Below are 24,076 nucleotides of genomic sequence, written 5' to 3'. Positions count from 1 at the left end.
TCTGGCGGCGCAGTGTTGCCGGTGAGCTACTGGGGCTCGTGTCTGGGTGCCTTTTCGCTCCATGCGATCGGCAACGTCTTGAGGCCGCGGCTCAGCACGAAATCGTTCTGGCGTGGCCGGAAGTCTGGGTCGGCCAGCTTCAGTCCCGGTAGCCGCGACAACAGTATTTCGAAGGCGATGCGGGCTTCCAGGCGTGCCAGAGGTGCCCCGACGCAGAAATGGATCCCACGGCCGAATGAGAGGTGTTGGCCGGTGCGGGGGCGGTGCAGATCGAATACGTCGCCGCCCGGGCAGAACGCCTGGTCTCGGTTGCCCGAGCCGTACAGCGCCAGAAACTTGGTGCCTTTCGGAAACGACATGCCGCCAAGATGGGTGTCGCGGGTGGCGGTGCGTAGAAAGCCGAGCACGGGCGCCTCGTAGCGCAGTGACTCCTCGATGGCAGCAGGTATCAAGTCGTGGTTGTCCCGCAGTGCGATCAGCCGCTCGGGAACGATCAGCAGTTGGTAGAGCAGGTTGCCCAACAGCTCCGCGGTCGTCTCGTACCCTGCCACGATCATCGAAATCAACAGCGACACAAGTTCTTCAGCGGTGATGCTTACTCCCGGATCGCCGCTGGGCGTGATCAATTCTTTGATGAAGTCGTCGCCGCGGCTGCGCTGCCGATCTGCTACCAAGTTGTGCAGGTAAGTATGCATGGCGCGCACACCGGAGGTTGCCGCCGCCATTGCCTGCTCCGGCATCTCGGCGACGAAATTGAGACCCATCAGGTCGGTGGTCCATCGTAGGAAACGTGGCTGATCCTCCGCGGGGACGCCAAACATGCCCAAGATGACTGCGACGGGTAGGGGATAGGCAAAAGCGGAAACGAAATCTGTTGCACTGTCCTGGAATCCGTCGATCAAGTCATTAGCGATGTGCTGGATCATAGGTGCCATCAGTGCCACTCTGCGGGGGGTGAAGCCGCGGCTGACCACTTGTCTCAGGCGGGTGTGATCGGGCGGGTCCAAGGTGTCCAGCCCGCGGATGACGGCCTCGGTCGGGAGGCTGCGCCCCGGGATGGTGGGCAGGCTGTCGTGTGAGGAGAAGGTCGTCGGGTCGGAGGTGATCGCCACGATGTCGTCGTACCGGGTGATTAGCCAGGCACCGAGCATCTCGTGGTAAGAAATCGGCGCCTCGGCGCGGGCCCAGGCAAAGTACTCGAACGGGTTCTCCGCATGCGCACCGTACGGCTCGAAGGACAGTGTCGGCGCATTCTCGGTAATCACCGCCGTTGCTGGATTATTTGTCCTTTCCCCGGCCTCCATACATAACCCCTTCCCGTATCTGCGTTGTGCGAGCGTAAAATAACACACAATTCTGCAAGCGCACAGGAAACAGAAATATCCTGCGACTTTTGTATGCCCACATTCCTCGAAGGAACCGGTTATTCGATCCGAATTTCGGAGCGCGCGAAAACGGCCAAAGCGGCCCGAGCTAGCTGTCGTGTACCGCCGATGGTGGGCAGGCATAGCGTGTGTCACAACGTATCTCATCGATACACGCCATAGCAAGACCGAGCGTGAGCGGGAAGCCAGGCGACATAGTATTAAGAATTTGTAACACCGATTCGACAAGTTTGGCCTCCGGATTGAGAAAAAACTATCGGCCCGATGTGTGTGCACAGTACACAGCGACTTTGTGCACATTACACATTGACCTCATTGGCTTTCGGAAGTGAAAATTCCGCAACCTCGATATCAACGGAAAGCGGGTTGCATGCCACTGCCGCATCGTGTCGATGCCAATAAGAAGCGTCCGGGAATAAATGGTGGCCCACAGACTGCGTCGGAAACATTTGAACTCGACGACGGCTCCGGATCGCTTGGCCCGATCCTTTGTCGCCCCGCGGTTCATTTGCCGGAGTGCGTAATCACGCTTGATCAGACACTGCAGTTGGCCGAAAACCTGCACTGGGACCATCCGCAATACGATTTGGCTGTCCAGCTGATTAGCAACACTGGAGTACTCACCCGGCACCTGGTGCAGCCGATCGACGTGACGCTCGAGCATCCCGGTTTTGAGGCCCGCAATGCCGTCTATGTTCGTGAGGCGAAGGCGCGGATCCCCGATGTGGTGTCAGCGGCGTTGACGAACGCGCAGGTGTCAGTCGATCGCATCGATGCGATCGTGTTCGTGTCTTGCACCGGCTTCACCATGCCGTCGTTGACCGCGTGGATGGTCAATAATCTGGGCTTTCGTAGCGACGTGTGCCAGATCCCGATTGCGCAGCTGGGATGCGCCGCGGGCGGCGCCGCCATCAATCGGGCGCATGACTATTGTGTGGCGCACCCCGGTGCCAATGTGCTCATCGTGGCCTGCGAGTTCTGCTCATTGTGCTATCAACCAACTGACATCAGCGTGGGAAACCTGTTGTCGAATGGCCTCTTTGGTGATGCGGTCGCCGCCGCGGTTGTTCGAGGCGATGACGGTGGGTTCGGCTTGCGGATAGAGCACAGTGGATCACGTCTCGTTCCGGACACCGAGGACTGGATCTCGTACGCGGTGAAGGCGACTGGCTTCCACTTCCTCCTCGACAAGCGCGTTCCCCGGACCATGGAACAACTCGCGCCGGTGCTGGCCGAGATCGCCGCGCAGCGAGGCTGGGATGCGTCCAACTTGGACTTCTACGTTATTCACGCGGGCGGGCCACGTATCCTGGACGATCTCTCCAAGTATTTACATGTGCCGGCGAGCAGCTTCGGGCATAGCAGGGCCACCCTGACGGAATGCGGCAACATCGCCTCAGCGGTGGTGTTGGACGCGCTGCGACGTCAATTCGAGACGGGCGATCTCAGCGAAGGTGCCCGGGGAATAATCGCAGGTTTCGGCCCCGGTATCACCGCGGAGGTCGCAATTGGTAGGTGGGCTGGTGTCCGCCAGAAGCCGATCGAGCGACCGCTGTCAAGCAATCTAGAAACCAACCTGGCCTAAGGAATTCGATGACAACTGCACTCAGCTCAGTCCCCCGGACCCTAACAATGGGTGGCGATCTGGTCGTCAACCGACTTGGTTACGGTGCGATGCACCTGACCGGGCCCGGGATGTGGGGTGACCCGGTTGACCCGGACAACGCAATTGCGTTGCTGCGCCGCGCGGTCGAGCTCGGGATCACCTTCATCGATACCGCGGACTCTTACGGACCCGGTCACAATGAGCGGATCATTCGCCGTGCCCTGCACCCCTATCCAGATGACGTGGTCATATGTACCAAGGGCGGCTTGCTGCGGTCGGGGCCCAAAGATTGGACGAGGGAGGGTGATCCGTACATTGTCCCCCTCGGGCGCCCCGAATACCTGCGCCAACAGGTTGAGGTAAGTCTGTGCAATCTCGGCATGGACTGCATCGATCTGTATCAGCTGCACAGCATCGATCCCACCGTCCCGGTTGCAGATCAGTTTGGTGCACTCGTCGAACTGCAGCAGCAGGGCAAGATCCGCCACATCGGGGTGTCTGGTCAGCCGGAAGTGACCGCGGCCGAGCTGGAAGCAATCGGCGCATACGCCGACATCGTTGCGGTCGAGAACCTCTTTAACATTGCCGATCGGGCCGGCACTGGGGCGTTGCGATATGCCGAGGAACACGATATTGCCTTCATCCCATGGTTTCCGCTGGGACACGGTGACCTTGTCGGGCCGGACAGCCCCTTGAACACCATTGCGGCCCAGTTTGGGGTGACACCACCGCAGTTGGCGTTGTCATGGCTGCTTCATGTGTCCCCCAACACCCTGCTCATCCCGGGAACGACATCGATCGCGCACCTTGAACAGAATCTCGCGGCCTGGAATCTGCAGCTCAGCGCGGCAGATATGACGGCGATAACCACAGCCGTCGACCAGTCAGGTGTTGATGTTTGGCGGCCGACACGATGACTACGCGTTGAGAAGCGACTGCGATGATGTCCGAGGAACACCCCAACGTCGCGACTCTTCGCGCGATCTATGCCGATCTCACCGCGATTTCGGCATACGTAACTGAGGACGTTGTGCTGCACGCCGCCGAACGTGCTATCCCAGGTGCCGTTCCCGTCTACACGGGTGCGCAGGCGGTTCTGGACAAAGAGGTTGACCTAATCCGAAGAACGGCCGGCACGTTGGTGATGGACGTCGACTTCGTCGTCGCAAACGACTATTTCGGTACGGCCGCTGGACTTCTGCGGGCCAGCTTGGGCGACGAAGCCATTACTATGCCGTTCTGCGGGCTCTGGCGATTCCACCACGGAAGGATCGTCGAACATTGGGAGAACGCTTATGCTGCAGATGAGTTCGCAAAGTTTCTCGCTCGGAATCCCGTGTGATGACGTCACCGGACCCAGCGTCTATCGGCAAGCCTCGCCCGTCGTCGGCCCTTTCCTGGGCATCGTGGCCAACGGGCCGCGACGATGCTAGCCGGGCGTTCGGTATGAGTGAAACGCGAAGTATGGCCATCTCGTGTTCATTTCCGATGGCACGCGGTTATCTCTGAGAGGAATGAAGTATGGCCAGGTCCACCGTGGATTCGGCGGTCCACTCCGACGAGACGATTCCTATGGCGCCCGGGGGATTGCCACTGCTCGGCCACACCCTCCGGCTTCGGCGCGATCCACTGGGATTTCTGGACTCGTTACCCGCAGTGGGTGACCTGGTTCGATTCCGCATCGGCCCCAAACATGTGGTGATGGTTTGTGATCCGGAGCTTGCCGGTCAGGTGCTCGGCGATGACCGGACCTTCGACAAGGGAGGACCGCTGATTGAACTGGTCAAGCCGTTGGTCAGCGACGGGCTGGCGACGTGTCCGAGGAGTCGACACCGACGGTATCGGCGGCTGATTCAACCGGTCTTCGATGCCGCGCGCTTCCCCGACTATGCCGACCGCTTAACGGCCGCGACCAGGTCGGTCACCGATGGTTGGCGCGACGGCGGTGCCATCGACGTACCGGCGGAAATGCGCAGGATTTCCATCCATGCCGCAGTGCGGGTGTTGTTCTCAGGGGTGCTGGCGCCCTCGGTGGTGGATCGAATGGCGGATGACTTCACCACCTTCCTGGTTACCGTCGCTCAACGGGTAGGTAGGCCACCGATTTTCGATCGGCTGCCCAGCCCGGATAACCGCCGGCATGACAAGGCGATCGGCCGCCTTCGCAACACCATCCAGCAAGTAATCGATGATCGTCGTAGTTCGAGGGGCACCTACGACGATTTGCTCACCGCGCTGCTGACAACGAACGCGGAGGGCCAGCAAGAGCTGGCTGACGACGTGATCCTGGGACATGCGGCCACTTTCATCGCGGCGCCCACCGCGACTATTGCCAGCGTGATGGGCTGGGTGCTGCTGATGGTGGCAAGCCATCCCGACATTGCTGCTCGTCTACACGCCGAAGTTGACACCGTTTTGGCGGGAGCCGCGGCTGACTTCGGACATGTGGCGGAGTTGAAGTTCACCCGCCAGATCATCATGGAAACCATCCGGATGTACCCCAGTGTGTGGATCATGACGCGCGTTGTCACGGCGTCGACTCGGCTTGGCGGGCACGTCATCCCGGCCGGAACGGTGCTCACCTACAGCCCCTATCTTGTGGGCCGCAGCGCCCTCTATGACAACCCCGAGCGCTTCGATCCGGACCGCTGGGATGAGTCTCGTCCCGCACCGCCCCGGCATGCATCGATCGCTTTCGGGGGAGGAGCCCGCCAATGCATCGCGATCCAGGCGGCACCACTTGAAATGATCCTTGCCCTCGCCACGATCGCGTCTCGCTGGCGTCTCGAAGTCGTCCCCGGTACACCGCTGCGCCCACGCGCAACCGTCAATCTGACCGCGCGGGGTCTACGCATGCGTACATTTCTTCGGGCAAATCGGGACGTTGGACGGCCTTTAGCTGATATGGCGGACATCGCACGCAAGAACGCCTCCGCGGGAACGCGGAGGCTGACACGTCGAAAGCCGTGGCTGATCTAGTATCCGGGCCGGTAGTCCGGTTGCGCGTACGGAGATCGAAATCGCGGGTCAGCCAGTGGTCAATCGTGTGTTCACCGTCAGGGGTCAACCCCACGCTGAGTGAGGAGTAGCTATGCAGGTCATTGGTGTTGGATTTGGCAGAACAGGGACGAATTCGCTCAAACTTGCGCTCGAGGCTTTGGGTTTCGGTCCGTGCCTGCACGCCTCCAACCTGGTCCCGACTCCCGAGCTCACAAGGGAATGGGCCGACTTGCTGACCCATCGATCGGTGGACAAGCGCGCAAAACTGTACGAACTCCTCAGTGATTATGAGTCCACCGTCGACTGGCCTTCGTGTTTGGTCTGGTCGGAGATGATCCGCATGTATCCGGCCGCGCGTGTCATCCTCACTGTTCGCGATCCTGACAGCTGGGTGAACAGCTTTGTGGAAGCACTTGCTCCGCTTTGGCTCAACGCAATGGAGAAGGTGAATGACCCAGGCCTTTCACAGTCGCCCCTGGGTGCGTCCTACCAGCTACTTAACTCCTTCGCCCAGTTGGAATTCGGCGGACGTGTGTTTGACCCCGCGGTGCTCAAGCGCCGCCTCCTTGAACATCACGAGCAAGTGAAAGCTGCCGTGCCACAAGAGCGTTTGCTGGTCTATTCGGTTTCCGAGGGCTGGCCAAGCCTGTGCGAGTTTCTCAACGTCGATGTCCCGTCGATCGAATTTCCGCACACGAATGACCGGGCGGCGTTCAAGGTCAAGCAGGAGGAATTCTTCAAACTGCAGGAGAATTTCTCTCAGTTGCCTTCTGGGTCTGCGCCGCTCAGCTGGGACCATGAGTTCAGGGCTTCTGACGCCAAGCCCGCGTCCGGTCGGTAGTTTCGCGACCAGGTTCCACTCGAGATGCGTGCGGACTCACGTCCGATGTACGGCGATGTTTGTATCGGAGTCTGGCGTTGCTGTTAGGTTGTGAGCTTTGCGAATTCCCTTGTCCATCACCGTAGCGGGAGCCAACTTGTGCATCAGCGACAGTCGGCGGGCCAAGGATCCGGCCGTATACCGTAATTTCGGCCGAAGGCTGGTCGCCGCCCTAAGGGCGACGCGCGCGACCACCAAGGGGTCGTCTCCAAGGTGGAGCGCCTCGTGCAGCGCCTGTCGGACTCGCTCGCGCGTGGCCGCATAGCTTTCGATCGGTGAATCCGCATCGGCCGCGTTGGCGCCGAACGCTGTGTTGGTTAGTGCGGGCTCGATGACTGAGACTCGAATCCCGAATTCGCGGATTTCGTGATCGAGGGATTCTGAGTAGCCTTCGATTGCATGCTTTGTGGCTGCGTAGAACGCTGCATAGGGTGCCGGCAAGAAGCCCAACACCGAGCCCATGTTGATGATGCGGCCGCTGCGCTGAGCGCGCAGATGTGGTAGCACCTCACGGGTTACTCGCACCAGCCCAAAGAAATTCGTATCGAAAAGCTGCTGCGCTTGGGCGAGCGACGTCTCCTCCGCGGCGCCGATAATGCCGGCACCGGCGTTGTTGACCAGAACATCGATACGGCCCGTGCGTTGGATAACCATGGCGACAGCTTCGGCAACCGAAGCGGCATCGGTCACATCGAGCCGCACTAGTTCCACGCCGGGAATGGGGTCCGTCCCGTTCGGCTTGCGATAGGTACCGAACACCTGGAAACCGTTCTCGGCGAGGGTCTTCGCAACGGATCTGCCGATTCCCGAGGAGACCCCAGTGACCAATGCCACGGATGGTCGTTGATTCATGTCGACTCCTAGCAGACCCCAACCGCGTACGTCTGGCATTGGCAACCTCGCGCCAGTTGTAGTGCGATGTTGGCTCTACCTTGTTGGTGCTCAAGGGGTTAAGCCTGGCGAACGCAGTACTGGACAGCCCGCTGGTGGGCTGATCTACACAGACTTTTATACCTGTGTTCCGCCGGCCGGCCCGATGGCAAAGTGCACATATGTCAAGGATTTGCGCAGAGGAAGTGCTCTTGACAACGCCGTGTGATTTATTGTGAGTCCTAGCGGGCAGATGTCCGTTGTGTCGGCGGGGCAACTGCGTGGAAAAGCTCTGCTTGTCTGGCTGGCGCCCGCTAGGCCCTGGTCTTATTGCCGCTGCGGAATGGCGTCATGTCGGCCGCATAGCGCCGGATCATATTGGCTGCAACTCGATTACGGGAATGACACGGTTGGTCTTGGATTGGTATGCGCCAAAGCCCGGCTGCTGTTCGACGATGCGTGCAAAGGCTGCGTTGCGCTCGTCTGGGGGCAGTTCACGGGCACGTACCGCGTATGTGTCGGTTCCGATTTCGATGCGTGCGGTTGGGTGGGCTCGTAAATTGTGCAGCCAGGCTGGGTCGACGTCGGCGCCCGCATACGACCCGACGATGAGCAGTGTGCCGTCGAATTTAAACGTCATCAGCGGGTTGATACGCTCCTTGCCGGATTTGGCGCCGGTGGTGTGTAGAAGTATTAGGGGTGCGCCTTCAAACGGACCTCCGACCTTTCCGCCGTTGGCGCGGAATTCCGCGATGACCTGGTCGTTTCCGGGCATTTCGGGTTGATCGGCCATCGCTGTGATCTCCATATCCGGTCATGGGTTTGGCGCCCTTGGGTGGGCGCAGGTCGGTCGGCTTGCGCCATCTGAGTGAGTCTGTGACGGTCGAACTGGAAGTGGGTCAATCATATCCGTTGACGAGTTGCGTTTGCGCGGTATGACTGAATTTCTCTGTTGCCCAAGGGCTTCAACCCCAAGGGCTTCAACCCCAAAGGCCAACCCCAAGGCTTCGACTGACGCGTTGGTCCGGCGGAGAATCTACTGCTCGCCGGCCAACGCGAAACGGCCGTCGACCGTCTTGGTTATCAGGCCGTCGGCAAGCAACGAGTCCAGTGCCCGGTCACGCTGTTGGGTATCGGTCCGCCAGGCCACATCCAGCTGTGACTTGGTGACTGGAGCATTGTTGGCGCGCAACACGTCCAGTAGGCAGCCGCGGACCTGGCGGTCCGTTCCCGCGTAGCGCTGAACTGGGCGGGGGAGACCGGCGGACGCCGGAAAACCGGCCTGGCGCCATGCGCAGGCATCCAGTGGGCACAATCCGCATCGCGGGGTTCGTGCGGTACACACCGTGGCGCCCAGCTCCATGAGTGCCACCGAAAATTGTGGGGCGGTAGCGTCATTGGGCAATAGCGCAGAGACGTCGGCGTGATCACGCCTCGCCGACGGCGCACCGGCATCGGAGCGGCCATGGATGGCCCGGGCCACCACGCGTCGTACGTTGGTGTCCACCACCGGAACGCGCTGTTGGTAGGCGAAACAGGCCACCGCCCGTGCGGTGTAGCTACCCACGCCAGGCAAGGTGAGTAGGACCTCGACGTCGTCGGGAACCACGTCGTCATGATCGCGCGCGATCACGGTGGCGCACTCGTGCAAGCGCTTGGCTCGCCGCGGATAGCCCAGTTTCCCCCACGCACGCAGCACATCGGCGGCAGTTGCTGCGGCAGTCGCTGACGGCGTCGGCCACCGCCGCACCCAGTCCGGCCAGATCGACAGCACGCGCGACACCGGCGTCTGCTGCAGCATGAACTCACTGACCAGGATTTGCCACGCGCTGACCCCGGGGTGTCGCCAGGGTAGGTCGCGGCTCGTTCGCTCAAACCAACCGACAAGATTGGCGGCTGATATGTGTTGCGGACCGCTCATCGGCGCTTGCGGCACAATGGCTGGCATGCCCAATACCAATCCGGTAACCGCGTGGAAAGCACTCAAAGAGGGTAACGAGCGTTTCGTTGCAGGCAAGCCCCTGCATCCCAGCCAAAGCGTCGACCATCGAGCCAGCCTGGCTGCCGGGCAGAAGCCGACAGCGGTGATCTTCGGGTGCGCGGACAGCCGCGTGGCGGCCGAGATCATCTTCGACCAAGGGCTGGGCGACACGTTCGTGGTCCGAACGGCTGGACATGTCCTCGATTCGGCCGTGCTGGGCTCCATCGAGTACGCGGTGACGGTGCTCAGTGTGCCGCTCGTCGTGGTACTAGGACATGACAGCTGTGGTGCGGTCAATGCCGCGTTGACGGCGATCAACGACGGCAATCTGCCCGGCGGCTATGTGCGTGATGTGGTTGAGCGAGTGGCGCCGTCGATTCTGCTCGGCCGGCGTGACGGCCTGAAGCGCGTCGACGAGTACGAGCAGCGGCACATATACGAGACGGTGGCGCAGCTCATGTCGCGTTCCATGGCCATATCGGAGCGGGTTGCCGCGGGAACGTTGGCAATTGTGGGCGTTACCTACCAGCTTGCGGACGGGCGGGCGGTGTTGCGCAACCACGTGGGCGAGATAGGCGACGCGGCCGTCTAGGCCGGAGTCTTTCGGTGGCACTAACACGGCGGTTGCTCAGCTAACCGGGCGACACGCCGAGGCGGGTCAATCAAGACAGCGTGACCTGGCCCTACGGTGTGAATGTGCTGGATCTGGAACCGCGTGGCCCGCTACCTACGGAGATCTACTGGCGGCGCCGGGGCCTGGCCCTGGGCATCGCGGTGGTAGTGATCGGGGTCGCGGTCGCCACCATCATCGCCTTCGTCGGCAGTACCGCCGGCGCCAAGCCTGTTGCCAAAGCCGACAAGACCGACTCGGCTCAAGGGCATCCGGGCACCGACGCGCCGCAGGCGCCGCAGCCGGCGGGCCAAACCGAGGCCAATGCTCCGGCGGCGCCGCCGCAGGGTCAAAACCCGGAAACGCCGACACCTACCGCCGCGGTACAGCCGCCGCCGGTACTCAAAGAGGGCGATGACTGCCCCGATTCCACCTTGGCGGTCAAAGGCCTGACCAATGCCCCCCAGTACTACATCGGTGACCAGCCGAAATTCACCATGGTCGTCACCAACATCGGGCTGGTGGCGTGCAAGCGTGATGTGGGTGCCGCGGTACTTGCGGCCTACGTCTATTCGCTGGATAACAAGCGGTTGTGGTCCAACTTGGACTGTGCACCGTCCAACGAGACCCTGGTCAAGACGTTCGCGCCCGGCGAGCAGGTGACCACCGCGGTGACCTGGACCGGGATGGGGTCGGCGCCGCGTTGCCCACTACCGCGGCCGGCGATTGGGCCGGGTACCTACAACCTGGTTGTGCAGTTGGGTAATCTGCGGTCGCTTCCGGTCCCGTTCATTTTGAATCCGCCGCCACAGCCGCCCGGCCCGCTACCCGCTCCTGGTCCGGCGCTAGCGCCACCGCCGGAGGCTCCACCCGCCCAGGGCGGGTAGCTCAGCCGGCTAGTGGTCGGCAATGGTCGACTCCGCTAGCTGAGACAGCCCCTCGCGCACGTGACGGGACCACATGGTCCCGATGCCGTCCACCGATTGCAGGTCGCTGGCGCTCGCTGCGAGCAATCCCTGCAGGGTTCCAAAGGCACGCACCAAAAGATCGGCATGTGCGAACTGCAACCGGGGAATACCCGCCATCGCGCGATAGCCACGCGGGCTCAACGCGGAATCCTGGGCCTCGGTTGTCGTTGGATACCTGAAAACCTTTGCCAGCACCGTGAAATCGAGCAACTCGGTGTCCGATAGCGCATCCAGCTCGCTGAGCGTGGCGTCGATTTGCATTCTGGACAGTGGTTCGGGGCTCGCATGGTAATCGCGCACGATCAACTCCCGGGCGGTGTCGTTACCACCAAGCAGCTCTTCCAGCTGCAGGCGCAGCTGGCGACCGTCGGTGCCAAGTTCGACTGCGTCGTAGTCGATTCCGCGACCGATCCGGCGGACCAACTCGAGCCGCTGTACTACCGTCATCACGTCGCGAAGCGTGACGAAGTCCTCGATTTCAGCCCTGGACAGCTGTCGGCTGACTTCGTCAAGCCGGGTTTTGTACCGCTCCAGCGTGGCAATCGCCTGATTGGCGCGCGACAGGATGGTCGCGGAATCGGTGAGGATGTGGCGTTCGCCGCCAACGTAGACGGTCACGATGTTCATCGAATGGCTGACCGAGATTACCGGGTGACCGGTCTGGATCGCGGCCCGTTCCGCCGAACGGTGGCGGGTGCCCGATTCTTCGGTGGGTATGGACGGATCCGGGACCAGCTGCACGTTGGCCCGCAAGATCCGGCTGCCGTCGGTGGATAGCACCACGGCGCCGTCCATTTTCGCCAGCTCGCGCAGCCGGGTCGGTGCATAGCGGACATCCAGGGAGAAGCCGCCATCGCAGATGGCCTCCACATTCTCGTCGTGGCCAAGCACGATCAGGGCGCCGGTGCGCCCGCGCAGGATACGTTCCAGCCCGTCCCGAAGTCCGGTGCCGGGTGCCAAACGGGCGACAGCTTCACGCAGAGTCGGACGAGTCACAGCGTGCATTCTGCTATGCATTCGCCGGTTAGCGTGCGGTGTCCAGCCGATGCGCGGATGCCGGGGCGGCGCTGCGGTGATCGGCGATGTCGATCATGTGCTCAAGCGCCGCCACGATGGTGGGGGCGCACAGCGCGTGCAGACCCGCAGGTAGTGCCTCGCAACCCGGGGGGATTAGAGCGACGCTGAACCCCTGGCGGGCGGCTTCAACCAGGCGCCGTTCCATGCCGTTGACCCGCCTCAGGTCGCCGGCCAGACCGACCTCGCCGATCATCACCGCGGTGGTGGGCAGTGGCAGGTTCGCATATGCCGAGGCCAGCGCGATAGCGACCGCCAGGTCCGACGATGGATCGGTCAACCGCATACCACCCACCGTGGACAGGTAGATGTCGTTGGCGGCGAGCGTCAGCCGGGCGTGTTTCTCCAGGACGGCGGTGATCATCGCGGCCCGAGCATGGTCGATCCCGCTGACGGCACGCCGAGGTGAGCCCCCGGACGGCGTCGCCAGCAGGGCCTGGACTTCCCCGATGAGCGGCCGTTTTCCGTCCAGGGTGACCGTGATGGCGGTACCGGGCACCGGTGTCGGTCGCTGGTCCAGGAACAGGTTGGACGGGTCGGCGACTCCTTCGATGCCGGTTTCATGCAGGAGGAAACAACCGACCTCGTCGGCGGCGCCGAATCGGTTCTTGACGCCGCGAACCATCCGCAACCCGCCGTTGCGGTCGCCCTCGAAGTGCAACACCACGTCGACGAGGTGTTCCAGCGATCGCGGGCCGGCGATCGCCCCGTCCTTGGTGACATGACCGACCAGGATCAGGGCGAACCCGTCGGCTTTAGCGGCCGTGGTCAACGCGGCCGTGACCGCGCGCACCTGCGTGACTCCACCGGCAACGCCGTCGGCCTCGCTGGTGGACATCGTTTGCACCGAGTCGACGATGACCAGCGCCGCTTGCATGGCATCGATGTGGCCGAGCACCGCGTGCAGGTCGGATTCGGCAGCCAGGTAGACCTCCGCGTCGACGTCCGTGTCGCCGCAGCCGATTCGATCGGCGCGCAGACGGATTTGTCCAGCGGACTCCTCTCCGGAGACGTACAGCGCGCGCTGCCCGGACTGTGCCCAACGGTGGGCCACCTCAAGCAGCAGCGTCGACTTACCCACTCCTGGCTCGCCGGCCAGTAGCGTCACCGAGCCGGGCACGACCCCGCCGCCCAGCACTCGGTCGAGTTCGTCGATGCCGGTGGGGCGGTGCTGGCTCAGATTGGGTTGGATGGAGCTGATCGGGACGGCGGGCGACGTGGGCGCCGATGCTGGGTGGCTGCGACGACCGGCCGCGCTGAGCAAGGACACCTGTTCGACGGTGCCCCAACCGCCGCATTCCAAGCAGCGGCCCACCCATTTGGCGGTGCGATGGCGACAGTCTGAGCAGCGGTATTGCGAGCGAGCGTTGGCCACGCCGCGACCGTATCGGTTGGGTGTGACAGCCCGAGCGGACCGTCGTTTAGTGCTTGCCCGACTCCGGCGCTACTTCTTGCGGCTCGGACAGCGGGGCCGATATGGGCACCGTCACCGTACCCTCCCCGGCCTTTTCGAAGCTGAAGGTGAAGGTGTAGTTGAGGCCATTTGTGATGGGTTTGGCCAACACCACGCTTGCCCTGGCCGCTTGGTTGGACTCGAGCGGGCCCGGTGCGACGATCTGGCCATCAGGTGTGCCGATAAACAGCATGCCGCCCGCTGGTAGTCGAGCATCGCCAGTCATTACCACCGCGCCGATGTCGCTGGTGATGCTGACCAGTCGATCCTCCTGGTCGGGCGATTGGTTGACGGCCACCAGCACCAAGTCCACGGTCCTACCGGGTTGCAGAAAATCGCCGTTGCGCTGCAGGGCCTGGATTCGGATGTCACGCAGCGCCACGTTGTTGATGGTGAGCCTGTTGCCGTTCACCGCCGGCTCCTGCACAGCCGTCTGGCTGATCTGCCCCGCTCCGCAACCGCTGACCAGAGTGGATAGCAGCGCGACCAGGCCGACGAAGCCGATCGAGGAGAGGCGGATCTTGAAGCGGTTCACTCAATGCCTCCTGCTGGGCTCCAAGCATGTTCGGTCACCTGACGGCATGCTGCGGGCGATTCAACTATGCACAGTAGTAGGTAGCCGTCGCCGAGGGTAGCGCACGGGTATCGCTGCCGCCTGGCTGGCCCCGTTCAGTAAATGGATCGTTTAACCCGCAATTAACCCGCAAGCAACCCGCAGTGCGCCCTTTGCGATTCTGTGACGCGATCGGGAGGACGCCGCGGGTCGGCCGTCGGAACCGATGACCGGCCGCCGCATTGGCGGAGCCCGGGGGCTGTTGCGGACCGTCCAACTCGCTGGCACGAGGCCTTCCAGAACCTGCTGTCATGCACGTCTTGAATCCCCTGTCAACCCCCAATCTTCAGCCGCGGTGCCCCTGACCTGCACCGTTGGCCCCCGTGTGTGAGGGCGGCGTGTTAGGATGGAGTGACGAAAGGGGCTCAAATCAGATGATCTTCAAGGTCGGTGACACCGTTGTCTACCCGCACCACGGTGCTGCGTTAGTCGAGGCGATCGAAACCCGAACCATCAAAGGGGAACAAAAAGAGTATCTCGTCTTGAAAGTGGCGCAGGGCGACCTGACTGTTCGAGTGCCTGCCGAGAACGCCGAGTATGTCGGGGTTCGCGACGTCGTCGGCCAGGAGGGTCTCGACAAGGTTTTCCAGGTCTTGCGTGCCCCGCACACTGAAGAGCCAACCAACTGGTCACGTCGGTACAAGGCAAACCTCGAGAAGCTCGCGTCGGGCGACGTGAACAAGGTTGCCGAGGTAGTGCGCGACCTTTGGCGTCGTGACCAGGAACGCGGTCTGTCCGCCGGTGAGAAGCGGATGCTGGCCAAGGCCCGGCAGATCCTGGTTGGCGAATTGGCGCTGGCCGAAAGCACCGACGATGCCAAAGCCGAAACCATCCTCGACGAGGTGCTGGCCGCCGCTTCCTGAGTACCCCGAGGCTCTAGGTGGCCGACGGAACGGGCACCGTAGTCGCGATTGTTCCGGCCGCCGGGTCGGGAGAGCGGCTCGCGGTCGGTGTGCCTAAGGCGTTCCATCAACTTGGCGGTCAATCGCTCATGGAACGCGCTGTCGACGGCCTGCTGGGGTCGGGCGTCGTCGATGCCGTCGTGGTGGCGGTACCGCCGGATCGTACCGATGAGGCCAAGCTGATCCTGGGCCACCGAGCCATGGTTGTGGCCGGCGGCGCCGACCGCACTCAAACGGTAAGCCTGGCCTTGGCAGCGGTAGTCGAGATCGCCGTACCGGAGTTCGTGCTTGTGCATGACGCTGCGCGCGCGCTCACCCCGTCAGCGCTGATCGTGCGGGTGGTTGACGCGCTGCGGGCCGGTCAGGTGGCGGTCGTGCCGGCACTACCACTCACTGACACAATCAAGGTCGTGGATGCCAACGGAGCGGTCCTGGGCACCCCGGAACGGGCGGGGCTAAGGGCCGTCCAAACCCCGCAGGGGTTCGCCACCGATGTCCTGCTGCGGGCCTATCGGCACGCGGACGGTGCCGGCTTCACCGACGATGCATCGCTGGTCGAGCACATTGGCGGCCAAGTTCAGGTGGTCGCCGGCGACCCGCTGGCGTTCAAGATCACCACCAGGTTGGATCTGTTGCTGGCGCAGGCGATAGTGCACGAGTGAACGGGCTACCACGCGTTGGTCTGGGCGTCGACGTGCACCCGATCGAGCCCGGAAGGCCCTGCTGGCTGGTTGGACTGCTGTTCCCCAGTGCTGATGGTTGCGCGGGACACTCCGACGGTGACGTGGCCGCGCACGCGCTGTGTGATGCCGTGCTGTCGGCCGCCGGGCTGGGTGACATCGGCGACGTATTCGGAGTCGGCGATCCGCGTTGGGAAGGCGTCAGCGGAGCAGCCATGCTGCGCCACGTCGTTGAGCTGATTACTCAGCACGGCTATCGAGTCGGCAATGCTTCCGTGCAGGTCATCGGAAACCGACCCAAGATCGGTTGGCGCCGTTACGAGGCCCAAGCGGTGTTGTCGCGCCTACTCAACGCACCGGTCTCGGTATCGGCCACCACCACCGATGGCCTCGGCCTCACCGGGCGAGGAGAAGGTTTGGCCGCCATCGCGACGGCGTTGGTGGTTTCACTTCGTGATCCACTCGCGGCCCGGTAGGGCCGCGCGCGGCGCTCGCGCCCATCGTTTGCGGTAGTAGGCAGTAAGCTGGCACGCCGTGACCGATCCTGCCCGCTTGCGGCTACATGACACGGCGGCCGGCGCCGTGCGTGACTTCGTCCCATTGCGCGAAGGGCACGTTTCGATCTATCTCTGTGGCGCCACCGTTCAAGGCCTGCCGCACATTGGGCATGTCCGCAGCGGGGTGGCATTCGACATCCTGCGGCGCTGGCTGATCGCACGAGGCTTCGACGTTGCCTTCATCCGCAACATCACAGACATCGACGACAAGATCCTCAACAAGGCCGCGGCCGCCGGGCGGCCGTGGTGGGAGTGGGCGGCCACCTACGAGCGCGCATTTACCGCTGCCTACGACGCCCTGGACGTCATGCCGCCATCAGCGGAGCCGCGTGCGACCGGGCACATCACCCAGATGGTCGAATTAATCGACCGCCTGATCGAAAATGGCCATGCCTATCAGGATCAGCGGGCCGGCGGGGGTGACGTCTACTTCGACGTCCTTAGCTACCCCAACTATGGTCAGCTGTCCGGGCACAGGATCGACGACGTCCACCAGGGTGAGGGTGTAGCGACCGGGAAGCGTGATGAGCGCGACTTCACGTTGTGGAAGGGGGAGAAGCCCGGCGAGCCGTCGTGGCCGACGCCGTGGGGTCGGGGACGTCCCGGCTGGCATCTGGAATGCTCGGCAATGGCGCGCACCTACCTTGGCGCCGAGTTCGATATCCATTGCGGTGGAATGGATTTGATCTTCCCGCACCACGAGAATGAGATCGCGCAGAGTCGCGCGGCCGGCGACGGGTTTGCCCGTTATTGGCTGCACAACGGCTGGGTGACGATGGGCGGGGAAAAGATGAGCAAGTCGCTGGGCAACGTGTTGGCCATCCCGGCGATGTTGCAGCGGGTACGCCCGGCCGAGCTGCGTTATTACCTGGGTAGCGCCCACTACCGTTCCATGCTCGAATTTTCCGATACCGCATTGCAGGACGCGGTCAACGCCTATGTGGGGGTTGAGGAATTTCTGCACCGGGTGCGTTCTCGGGTGGGCGTCGTCCCGCCGGGCGTCTGGACGCCGCGATTCGCCGAGGCGCTCGACGACGATCTGTCGGTGCCGATCGCGCTTGCCGAGATTCATCACACGCGGGCCGAAGGCAACCGGGCGCTCGACGCCGGAGACCACGACGGCGCCTTGGAAAGCGCTAGTTCCATCCGCGCGATGATGGGCATCTTGGGCTGCGACCCGCTTGACGAACGGTGGGAATCTCGTGACGAGACGTCGGCCGCCCTGGCCGCCGTCGACGTGCTGGTGCAGGCGGAGCTGGAGAACCGACAAAAGGCGCGCGAACAGCGCAACTGGGCGCTTGCCGACGAGATCCGCAACCGCCTCAAGAACGCCGGCATCGAGGTCACCGATACCGCCGACGGGCCGCAATGGACGTTGGGTGGTGACGGCAAGTAGATGGCTGGCAACTCGCAGCGTCGGGGAGCGGTTCGCAAATCCGGCACCAAGAAGGGCCCCACGGTCGGCTCGGGCGGACAGCGCCGTCGCGGCCTTGAGGGCCGCGGTCCCACGCCGCCAGCGCACATGCGTCCCAACCACCCCGCGGCAAAGCGGGCAAAGTCGCAGGCACGCCGTCCGGCTCGGGGACGGATTGACGAAGCCGAGATCGTGCTCGGCCGCAACCCGGTGCTGGAATGCCTGCGGGCCGGCGTTCCGGCCACCGCCCTCTACGTTGCTCTCGGAGTTGAAGCCGACGAACGGTTGACCGAATCAGTCTCGCGGGCAGCGGATTTGGGAATCTCCATCCTCGAGGTGCCGCGCAGCGATTTGGACCGGATGACCACCAACCACCTGCACCAAGGCATCGCGTTGCAGGTGCCGCCCTACAATTACGTCCACCCCGACGACCTGCTTGCGGCCGCCACCAAGACTGCACCCGCGCTGTTGGTCGCATTGGACAACATCTCCGACCCGCGCAACCTCGGTGCGATCGTCCGGTCCGTGGCGGCCTTCGGCGGCCACGGTGTGCTGATCCCACAGCGCCGCTCGGCTTCGGTGACGGCCGTCGCTTGGCGGACCAGTGCCGGCGCCGCCGCCCGGATTCCGGTCGGGCGAGCCACCAATCTTACTAGGACACTGAAGGATTGGGCCAGCCGTGGATTGCGGGTGGTGGGTTTGGACGCCGGTGGTTCCACGGCTGTCGATGACCTGGACGGCGGTGATCCGCTGGTCGTGGTGGTCGGTTCGGAAGGCAAAGGGCTGTCCCGATTGGTGCGGCAAACCTGCGATGAGGTGGTATCCATTCCGATGGCAGGCGCGGCCGAATCGCTCAACGCCTCGGTGGCCGCCGGGGTGGTGCTCGCCGAAATCGCTCGGCAGCGCAGAAGCTGACTGCCGGGCTAGAGTCCCAGTACCCGCACGCTGACCCACAGTCCGAGCACCGCGGCCACCAGGGCCAGCGGCACGGTGCACAAGCCGAGTCGGGTGTACTCGCCGATACCGGCTTCGACGTTTTGCTGACGCAGCACCCGCCGCCACAACAGGTTGGACAGCGAACCGACATAGGTCAGGTTGGGGCCGATGTTAACGCCGATCAGCACCGCCAATACGGCGGCCGGGCCGCTGGCCGCCACCAGTGGCACCAGCACCAGCGTCGCCGGTAGGTTGTTGACCACGTTGGCCAGCAGGGCGGCCACCGTGGCGATGCCAAGCAGCGCGAATAACCCCGACCCGGAGGGCAACACCGCAGACATCGCGGTATCGATTCCATTGAGCATGACGGCCTTTACGACGACCCCCAACGCCAGCACGAACACCAAAAAAGACACGTTCGCCGAACCTACGATCTCGCCCACCGAGGTGTGGCGTCGTCGTAGGCTGCGCGCTGCCAGCACCGAGGCCCCGGCGAGGGCGGCCCAGGCCGGGGCCACCCCCAGCGACTCGGCGATAGCGAATCCGGCGAGCGTCAACGCCACTACGACCAGGACGAACACCGGCGGACGTGGAGGCGGCCCTTCATCGGCGTGGTCGGGTTGGATGCGCAGATCTCGAGCGAAAAACCAACGGAAGACCACATAGACCGCGGCCACCGCGGCCAGCCACGGCGCCGCCATCACCAGCGTGAATTCGGTAAACGAGATGTTGGCGCCGCGGTAGGCGAGCAGGTTGGTCAGGTTGGAAACCGGAAGCAGCAGTGAGGCGGCGTTGGCCAGGTGGGCGGTGGCATACGCGTACGGCCGTACGGGGGTTCGCAGTCGACGGACAGTTGCCAGCACCACCGGGGTCAACAAGACCACGGTGGCGTCCAGGCTGAGCACGGCGGTGATGATGGCAGCGATCACGAACACCTGTCTGAGCAGTCCCCGTGACCCCGCGCTGGCCCGCGCCATGGCTGCGCCGGCAGCCTCGAACAGGCCCTCGTCATCGCACAGTTTGGCCAGCACCAGTACGGCGCCCAGGAAGGCGACCACTCGGGCCAACCCAGACACCTGTGCCATGGCCTGTTGCGGTGAAATGGCGCCGACCAGGATCAGTAGGCCGGCCGCCGGTAACGCCGCCAGCGCCTCGGGCCATCCCCGTGGGCGCGCAACGGCGAACCCGAGCACCACCGCAAGCAACAACAGCGCGAATATCAGTGTCAAGATCTCGAGCTCTTCACGCCCAAGGATCCTCCCGCCGCCAAACCGTCGGCATCTGCAAACTGACTCCGTCCCGGCTAGCCAGCTCGTCGAGGATGCCCATGCTCGCGTCCAGGTTGTCGGCCGCATATGGAATGGCCCGCAACGGTTTCGACAGTGGGCTGAAGAAATCGTCCCAATGGATCAGGATCACTCGGCGGGCGCCGACCGCGCGCACTACCTCGGACCAGTAGTCGACCACGTATGACCGTGGCTGTAGCCCCAGCTGGCCGACGCCAAGATAGACGACCTCGGCGCGGTGGCCGTCCAGCACGCCTTTGACGAAACCCGCACTGCCCTGGATCAACAGCTGCCGTCCCGACGGGCGGTGGCCGATGAGCGTCGACCACGCCTCACCACATCGATAGACCGATGCCCGCACCGGCGGTATCACCGGCTTACCGATCACCCCGGGATACCGGTCTGGAGGACAGTGCTGCGACTCGACCAAGGTGACGTGGTATCCGCCCAACTCAATGGGCTGCCCAGGGACCGCAACGACGAGCCGGTCCTCGGGCAGCCCGTAGCCACGCCCAACATTGGCCGCCGATTCGCCGCCCACCAATCTTGCGTCGGTACGGTCTGCCACCAGCGCGGAATCCATCACGTGGTCGATGTGGGTGTGCACCGGGATCACGGCCGCCAGCCGAGACACCTTGGCGCGGGCCAGGCAGCCGTCGACGCGCGCGGCCGAGGGGGCCACCTTGGTGGTGGCCACCCGCGCCAGGCTGGGCCGAGAGAAGTACCCGTCGGTCATCAATGCCGACGAGCCGTCATCGAGGAGCAACGTCGCCACCCCAATCCACATCACCGACAGCGATGTATTGGGTTGGGCCGCCGGAACATTGAACCGGCCCGAATATCGGGTGAGGTTGGGCCGACCGACCTTCAGCCGCATCAGCAGAAGGCCCTGATCTCGACACCCGAAGTCTGCAGGCGGTCACGCACCGCCGCCGCGATCGTAACCGCGCCCGGCGAATCACCGTGCACGCATATCGATTCCGCGCTGATGCGCACCTTGGTGCCGTCCACCGCTGCGACCTCGCCGGTAGTGACCATCATCAGCGCCCGCTGCGCGATCGCGGTGACGTCGTCGAGTACCGCGCTCGGCTCGCGGCGGGAAACCAGCTGCCCGTCGGGGCGGTATGCGCGATCGGCGAATGCCTCCGCCACGGTGCGCAGGCCAAGCTTGGTTGCCTCCTCGAAAAACACCGAACCGGTCATGCCCAGTACCGGCAGCGTGGCGTCCACCATACGCACCGCCTCGGCGACCGCCGCGGCCTGCTCGCAGTGGGTCACGATCGTGTTGTACAGGGCGCCATGAGGTTTGACGTAGGACACCGTCGAGCCGCAGGCCTGAGCGATCGCCTGCAATGCCCCGATCTGATACACAACATCGGCGAGCAGATCCTCGGCGGCGATGTCCATGAAGCGCCTACCGAATCCGGGAAGATCTCGGTACCCCACCTGTGCGCCTATGCGCACTCCTCGCTCGGCGGCTAGCTTGCACACCCGAAATAGGCCCGCCGGTTCTCCGGCGTGGAAGCCGCACGCGATGTTGGCGCTGGTGACGATCTCGAGCATGGCGTCGTCGTCACCTAGCTGCCAGATGCCGAATCCTTCGCCCAAGTCGGAGTTGAGATCGATACGGGCCACGTGGCTAGCCTAGGAGTTGGCCTATTGGGGGATCCTGGCAACCACCTGATTGAGGAGATTGTTCACCGCTGCGGCGGTGTCCTTGCCGAGCAGGCACACGCGGGCCTCGGTGAGGACGCTGCTGTGCACCGCCATCGCGTGCGAGCACGCCCATCGGGGGTCTTCCACTTGGCGCAGCAACACCTCGATGCGTGCGCCGGTGCCGATCACGGGGCCGGCGTTGAAATAGCTGTGATTGCCGTTGGACGAATGAAAGCCGTATCTGGAATTCGCGCATCCTTGCCAGTCCTGGCGTGCCCGCTGCAGCAGGGCCGTCGCATCGGCGCCCGCCGTAAACGACGTGACCAGCTGCGTGACGTCGGCCTGAACGACATTGGGGCTGGTCATCTGGTTGCCGCGCATCGCGACCCAGCCGCTGTTGGCGTAGACGGACGCATCCCCGATCGAACCGACGCCCAGGCAGGGGCGCTCGTCAACGATCTCGGATGCGTCCGACGTGCCGGTGATCGGGCCAACCAGGGACATGTGCGTTCCCCCCACGAGCTCAACGACTTGTTCCTGCGTCAGCAGCAGGCTCTTGAGCACGGTCGCCGGAACCATGCGTGGTGCCGGGCTGGCGGTCGTCGTTGCGGTGTGGCCCAAGCTAGGGGCGGGCCGCGCCGTTCCGACGACGGTCACAGTACAGCCCCCGACCACCAGCGTGGCCGCGGCGATCAGCGCTACCGCCCGGGACCTGCTCATGTCGGAAACTTGCCGGCGACGGCGCCCACCAGGGCGGCAACGATACTCCCACCTTGGTCGGCGATGTTATAGCCGCAGACCGAAACATCAACGATCACATTGGATTTCGCGGTGATCCCGTGCGAGCAGGTGTAGCCGTCGCCGGCCTCCCGATCGACGACGGCGGCGGTGATCCCGTGGGCGGTGACCGGCGTGCGGATGGTCCACGTGCTGGGCCTGCCCGCCAGCGGGGTGTAGGTGACGTGTTTGCCCACGCAGCGCCCCCATACACCGCGCGATGTGGCGAGAAACGTCCGCGCCTCCTTGCCGCTGCCAAACAAAACCACACCCTGGTCGACGTAGTGCTGGAAATGCTCGTCGGGTTCGCTCAACTCCAAACCCCTTGCCGCAACGTAATGGCTGTCCCGGTATCCGCTCTCGACGGTGTTGAACACCGCCCCTGCGCACCCCGGATCCGAGTAGCTGGCGCCGGCGTCGTTGGGCATGGCGTCGTAGCGCTTGACGGCCACCATCTCGGTGCTGCCGACGATCTCGTCCACCTGTGCGACGTCGAGCAGGACGGTGGCCAGCTGCGCGCCGGTGAGATCGGGGCCCCAGCTGAGCGGACCGCGGTCGCTGCCGGCTTGCGGGTCTCCCGAGACCGTGGCAGCGCATCCGGCTACTCCCAGCACCGCGGCGACCAAAACGATTGACCATCGCGGTGTCCGATGCATCACCTATTTGCGGCCTACTGCTTCGCGGCCTTGGCCGCTATCTGCTGAGCGATATCGATAGCCACCGAACTCTGTTGGCTGTAGGCGCATGTCACCACGTCGATGGCGACGTTGTTGCGTACGGTAAGCGCCCGTTGGCAGGTCCATCCGTCGCCACCCTCCTGGACCTGAGAGGTGCTCAGCGTGCCGTTTTCGTCGACGATCTGCGCGACCGTCCAGATAGTGTCGGGCTGGCCCGGGCTGGTGTCGCTGAACCGCCGATTCGAGCAGCTGCGCCAGCTCTGCGCCGACGAGTTGTAGAAGGTTGACGCATCGCGCGCGCTTGGGAAGGCGACGACCGCCTGGATGGCGTAGTGCTTACGCTTCTTCGAGTCATCGACACTGTCGTCCATCCGCTGTCCGCGCATAGCGGTCCAGCCGGTGCCGGCATACACCTCGTCCTGCGCGGGGCCATCTACGGCAAGGCAGTTTTTGTCGGCAATGTTTTTGCTCCAGTCCCACATCGCCTTGGCGTTGAACCACACCTTCATCGACGTGGCACCCAGAGCGGCGTTGATCTGACTCAGATCCAGCAGCAACCCGTCGAGAGCTGCGACCCGGATCGGGGTCTGGTTCAACGGTCCCGATGCGTCGGCGGCTACGGCATTTCCGTCGATGGTGGTTGTGCAGCCAGCGACGAGCATGCAGGCACCTACCAGCGCAGCGAGCGCGGCTAGTCGCTGGCGCACGGTTTCCCTCCCCCGAATGACTTCAGCTGTGCGGCTGTGTGCGA

Annotated in this window: 25 protein-coding genes; 12 read left to right on the top strand and 13 right to left on the bottom strand. The window is 63.7% G+C overall.

All coding sequences use genetic code 11. The features are described 5' to 3' along the window. Window positions 1-26 precede the first annotated feature (26 nt). The gene (locus MB901379_RS21740; RefSeq protein WP_232021933.1) at window positions 27-1,304 is read right to left on the bottom strand and encodes a cytochrome P450; all 1,278 of its coding nucleotides are present in this window, start codon (window positions 1,302-1,304) and stop codon (window positions 27-29) included. A gap of 451 nt (window positions 1,305-1,755) precedes the next feature. Between MB901379_RS21740 and MB901379_RS21735 the strand changes: the two genes are divergently transcribed. From MB901379_RS21735 to MB901379_RS21715, 5 genes are all read left to right on the top strand, one after another. After that, window positions 1,756-2,970 carry a type III polyketide synthase gene (locus MB901379_RS21735; protein ID WP_158018494.1) on the top strand — a complete coding sequence of 405 codons (1,215 nt, stop codon included), beginning with the start codon at window positions 1,756-1,758 and terminating at the stop codon, window positions 2,968-2,970. A gap of 8 nt (window positions 2,971-2,978) precedes the next feature. Continuing rightward, a complete protein-coding gene (locus MB901379_RS21730; RefSeq protein ID WP_158018493.1) occupies window positions 2,979-3,908 on the top strand; it encodes an aldo/keto reductase in 930 nt (309 codons plus the stop codon). Window positions 3,909-3,934: 26 nt separating this feature from the next. After that, a complete protein-coding gene (locus MB901379_RS21725) occupies window positions 3,935-4,333 on the top strand; it encodes a nuclear transport factor 2 family protein (RefSeq protein ID WP_232021932.1) in 399 nt (132 codons plus the stop codon). A 179-nt stretch (window positions 4,334-4,512) separates the two neighbouring features. Continuing rightward, complete coding sequence (locus MB901379_RS21720; RefSeq protein WP_158018491.1) at window positions 4,513-5,970, top strand: cytochrome P450; 1,458 nt, start codon at window positions 4,513-4,515, stop codon at window positions 5,968-5,970. Window positions 5,971-6,082: 112 nt separating this feature from the next. Then, window positions 6,083-6,832 carry a sulfotransferase family protein gene (locus MB901379_RS21715; RefSeq protein WP_158018490.1) on the top strand — a complete coding sequence of 250 codons (750 nt, stop codon included), beginning with the start codon at window positions 6,083-6,085 and terminating at the stop codon, window positions 6,830-6,832. A 36-nt stretch (window positions 6,833-6,868) separates the two neighbouring features. On the opposite strand, the gene MB901379_RS21710 is transcribed toward MB901379_RS21715, so the two are convergent. The 3 genes from MB901379_RS21710 to MB901379_RS21700 form a co-directional block, all read right to left on the bottom strand. After that, the gene (locus MB901379_RS21710; protein ID WP_158018489.1) at window positions 6,869-7,723 is read right to left on the bottom strand and encodes an oxidoreductase; all 855 of its coding nucleotides are present in this window, start codon (window positions 7,721-7,723) and stop codon (window positions 6,869-6,871) included. Window positions 7,724-8,114: 391 nt separating this feature from the next. Then, window positions 8,115-8,534 carry a nitroreductase family deazaflavin-dependent oxidoreductase gene (locus MB901379_RS21705; RefSeq protein ID WP_158018488.1) on the bottom strand — a complete coding sequence of 140 codons (420 nt, stop codon included), beginning with the start codon at window positions 8,532-8,534 and terminating at the stop codon, window positions 8,115-8,117. Between the two features lie 243 nt (window positions 8,535-8,777). After that, a complete protein-coding gene (locus MB901379_RS21700) occupies window positions 8,778-9,689 on the bottom strand; it encodes an HhH-GPD family protein (protein ID WP_158018487.1) in 912 nt (303 codons plus the stop codon). Here MB901379_RS21700 and MB901379_RS21695 point away from each other — a divergent pair. Both MB901379_RS21695 and MB901379_RS21690 read left to right on the top strand, forming a co-directional pair. Further along, a complete protein-coding gene (locus MB901379_RS21695; protein WP_158018486.1) occupies window positions 9,688-10,314 on the top strand; it encodes a carbonic anhydrase in 627 nt (208 codons plus the stop codon). The two genes, MB901379_RS21700 and MB901379_RS21695, sit on opposite strands and share 2 nt — an antisense overlap. Window positions 10,315-10,418: 104 nt before the next feature. Continuing rightward, the gene (locus tag MB901379_RS21690; protein WP_158019367.1) at window positions 10,419-11,219 is read left to right on the top strand and encodes a hypothetical protein; all 801 of its coding nucleotides are present in this window, start codon (window positions 10,419-10,421) and stop codon (window positions 11,217-11,219) included. Between the two features lie 9 nt (window positions 11,220-11,228). Here MB901379_RS21690 and disA read toward each other — a convergent pair whose 3' ends face one another. Genes disA through MB901379_RS21675 form a run of 3 tightly spaced genes read right to left on the bottom strand, consistent with a single transcriptional unit; the run spans window position 11,229 to window position 14,362 of the window. Further along, window positions 11,229-12,305, bottom strand: a complete 1,077-nt coding sequence (disA, locus tag MB901379_RS21685) for a DNA integrity scanning diadenylate cyclase DisA (protein ID WP_158018485.1) — start codon at window positions 12,303-12,305, stop codon at window positions 11,229-11,231. A 19-nt stretch (window positions 12,306-12,324) separates the two neighbouring features. Further along, a complete protein-coding gene (gene radA / locus MB901379_RS21680) occupies window positions 12,325-13,749 on the bottom strand; it encodes a DNA repair protein RadA (RefSeq protein WP_158018484.1) in 1,425 nt (474 codons plus the stop codon). Between the two features lie 46 nt (window positions 13,750-13,795). Next, window positions 13,796-14,362, bottom strand: a complete 567-nt coding sequence (locus MB901379_RS21675) for a hypothetical protein (protein ID WP_158018483.1) — start codon at window positions 14,360-14,362, stop codon at window positions 13,796-13,798. Between the two features lie 452 nt (window positions 14,363-14,814). Here MB901379_RS21675 and carD point away from each other — a divergent pair, with 452 nt between their 5' ends. Genes carD through rlmB form a run of 5 tightly spaced genes read left to right on the top strand, consistent with a single transcriptional unit; the run spans window position 14,815 to window position 18,908 of the window. Next, a complete protein-coding gene (gene carD, locus MB901379_RS21670) occupies window positions 14,815-15,303 on the top strand; it encodes an RNA polymerase-binding transcription factor CarD (RefSeq protein WP_003419482.1) in 489 nt (162 codons plus the stop codon). A gap of 17 nt (window positions 15,304-15,320) precedes the next feature. Continuing rightward, window positions 15,321-16,004, top strand: a complete 684-nt coding sequence (ispD, locus tag MB901379_RS21665; RefSeq protein ID WP_158018482.1) for a 2-C-methyl-D-erythritol 4-phosphate cytidylyltransferase — start codon at window positions 15,321-15,323, stop codon at window positions 16,002-16,004. Next, a complete protein-coding gene (ispF, locus tag MB901379_RS21660) occupies window positions 16,001-16,498 on the top strand; it encodes a 2-C-methyl-D-erythritol 2,4-cyclodiphosphate synthase (RefSeq protein WP_158018481.1) in 498 nt (165 codons plus the stop codon). Before ispD ends, ispF begins: the two co-directional genes overlap by 4 nt. A 58-nt stretch (window positions 16,499-16,556) precedes the next feature. Next, the gene (gene cysS, locus MB901379_RS21655; RefSeq protein WP_158018480.1) at window positions 16,557-17,975 is read left to right on the top strand and encodes a cysteine--tRNA ligase; all 1,419 of its coding nucleotides are present in this window, start codon (window positions 16,557-16,559) and stop codon (window positions 17,973-17,975) included. Next, window positions 17,976-18,908, top strand: coding sequence for a 23S rRNA (guanosine(2251)-2'-O)-methyltransferase RlmB (gene rlmB / locus MB901379_RS21650; protein ID WP_158018479.1), 933 nt, complete (start codon window positions 17,976-17,978; stop codon window positions 18,906-18,908). A gap of 8 nt (window positions 18,909-18,916) precedes the next feature. On the opposite strand, the gene MB901379_RS21645 is transcribed toward rlmB, so the two are convergent. From MB901379_RS21645 to MB901379_RS21620, 6 genes are all read right to left on the bottom strand, one after another. Then, complete coding sequence (locus MB901379_RS21645) at window positions 18,917-20,158, bottom strand: SLC13 family permease (RefSeq protein ID WP_158018478.1); 1,242 nt, start codon at window positions 20,156-20,158, stop codon at window positions 18,917-18,919. A gap of 13 nt (window positions 20,159-20,171) precedes the next feature. Continuing rightward, entirely contained in the window at window positions 20,172-21,092 is a 921-nt protein-coding gene (locus MB901379_RS21640) for an MBL fold metallo-hydrolase (RefSeq protein ID WP_158018477.1), read from the bottom strand. Beyond that, window positions 21,092-21,850 carry a LamB/YcsF family protein gene (locus MB901379_RS21635; protein WP_158018476.1) on the bottom strand — a complete coding sequence of 253 codons (759 nt, stop codon included), beginning with the start codon at window positions 21,848-21,850 and terminating at the stop codon, window positions 21,092-21,094. Before MB901379_RS21635 ends, MB901379_RS21640 begins: the two co-directional genes overlap by 1 nt. 21 nt (window positions 21,851-21,871) lie before the next feature. Then, entirely contained in the window at window positions 21,872-22,435 is a 564-nt protein-coding gene (locus MB901379_RS21630) for a sensor domain-containing protein (protein WP_232021931.1), read from the bottom strand. A gap of 152 nt (window positions 22,436-22,587) precedes the next feature. Then, window positions 22,588-23,304 (bottom strand): sensor domain-containing protein, encoded by a 717-nt coding sequence (locus tag MB901379_RS21625; protein WP_158018474.1) that lies wholly within the window; start codon window positions 23,302-23,304, stop codon window positions 22,588-22,590. Window positions 23,305-23,318: 14 nt separating this feature from the next. Continuing rightward, entirely contained in the window at window positions 23,319-24,032 is a 714-nt protein-coding gene (locus MB901379_RS21620; protein WP_158018473.1) for a sensor domain-containing protein, read from the bottom strand. Window positions 24,033-24,076: the final 44 nt, after the last annotated feature.

This window comes from Mycobacterium basiliense, assembly GCF_900292015.1.
Classification (GTDB): domain Bacteria; phylum Actinomycetota; class Actinomycetes; order Mycobacteriales; family Mycobacteriaceae; genus Mycobacterium; species Mycobacterium basiliense.
Note: the sequence above shows the minus strand (reverse complement) of the source record. Positions and strands in the feature narration are given on the sequence as shown.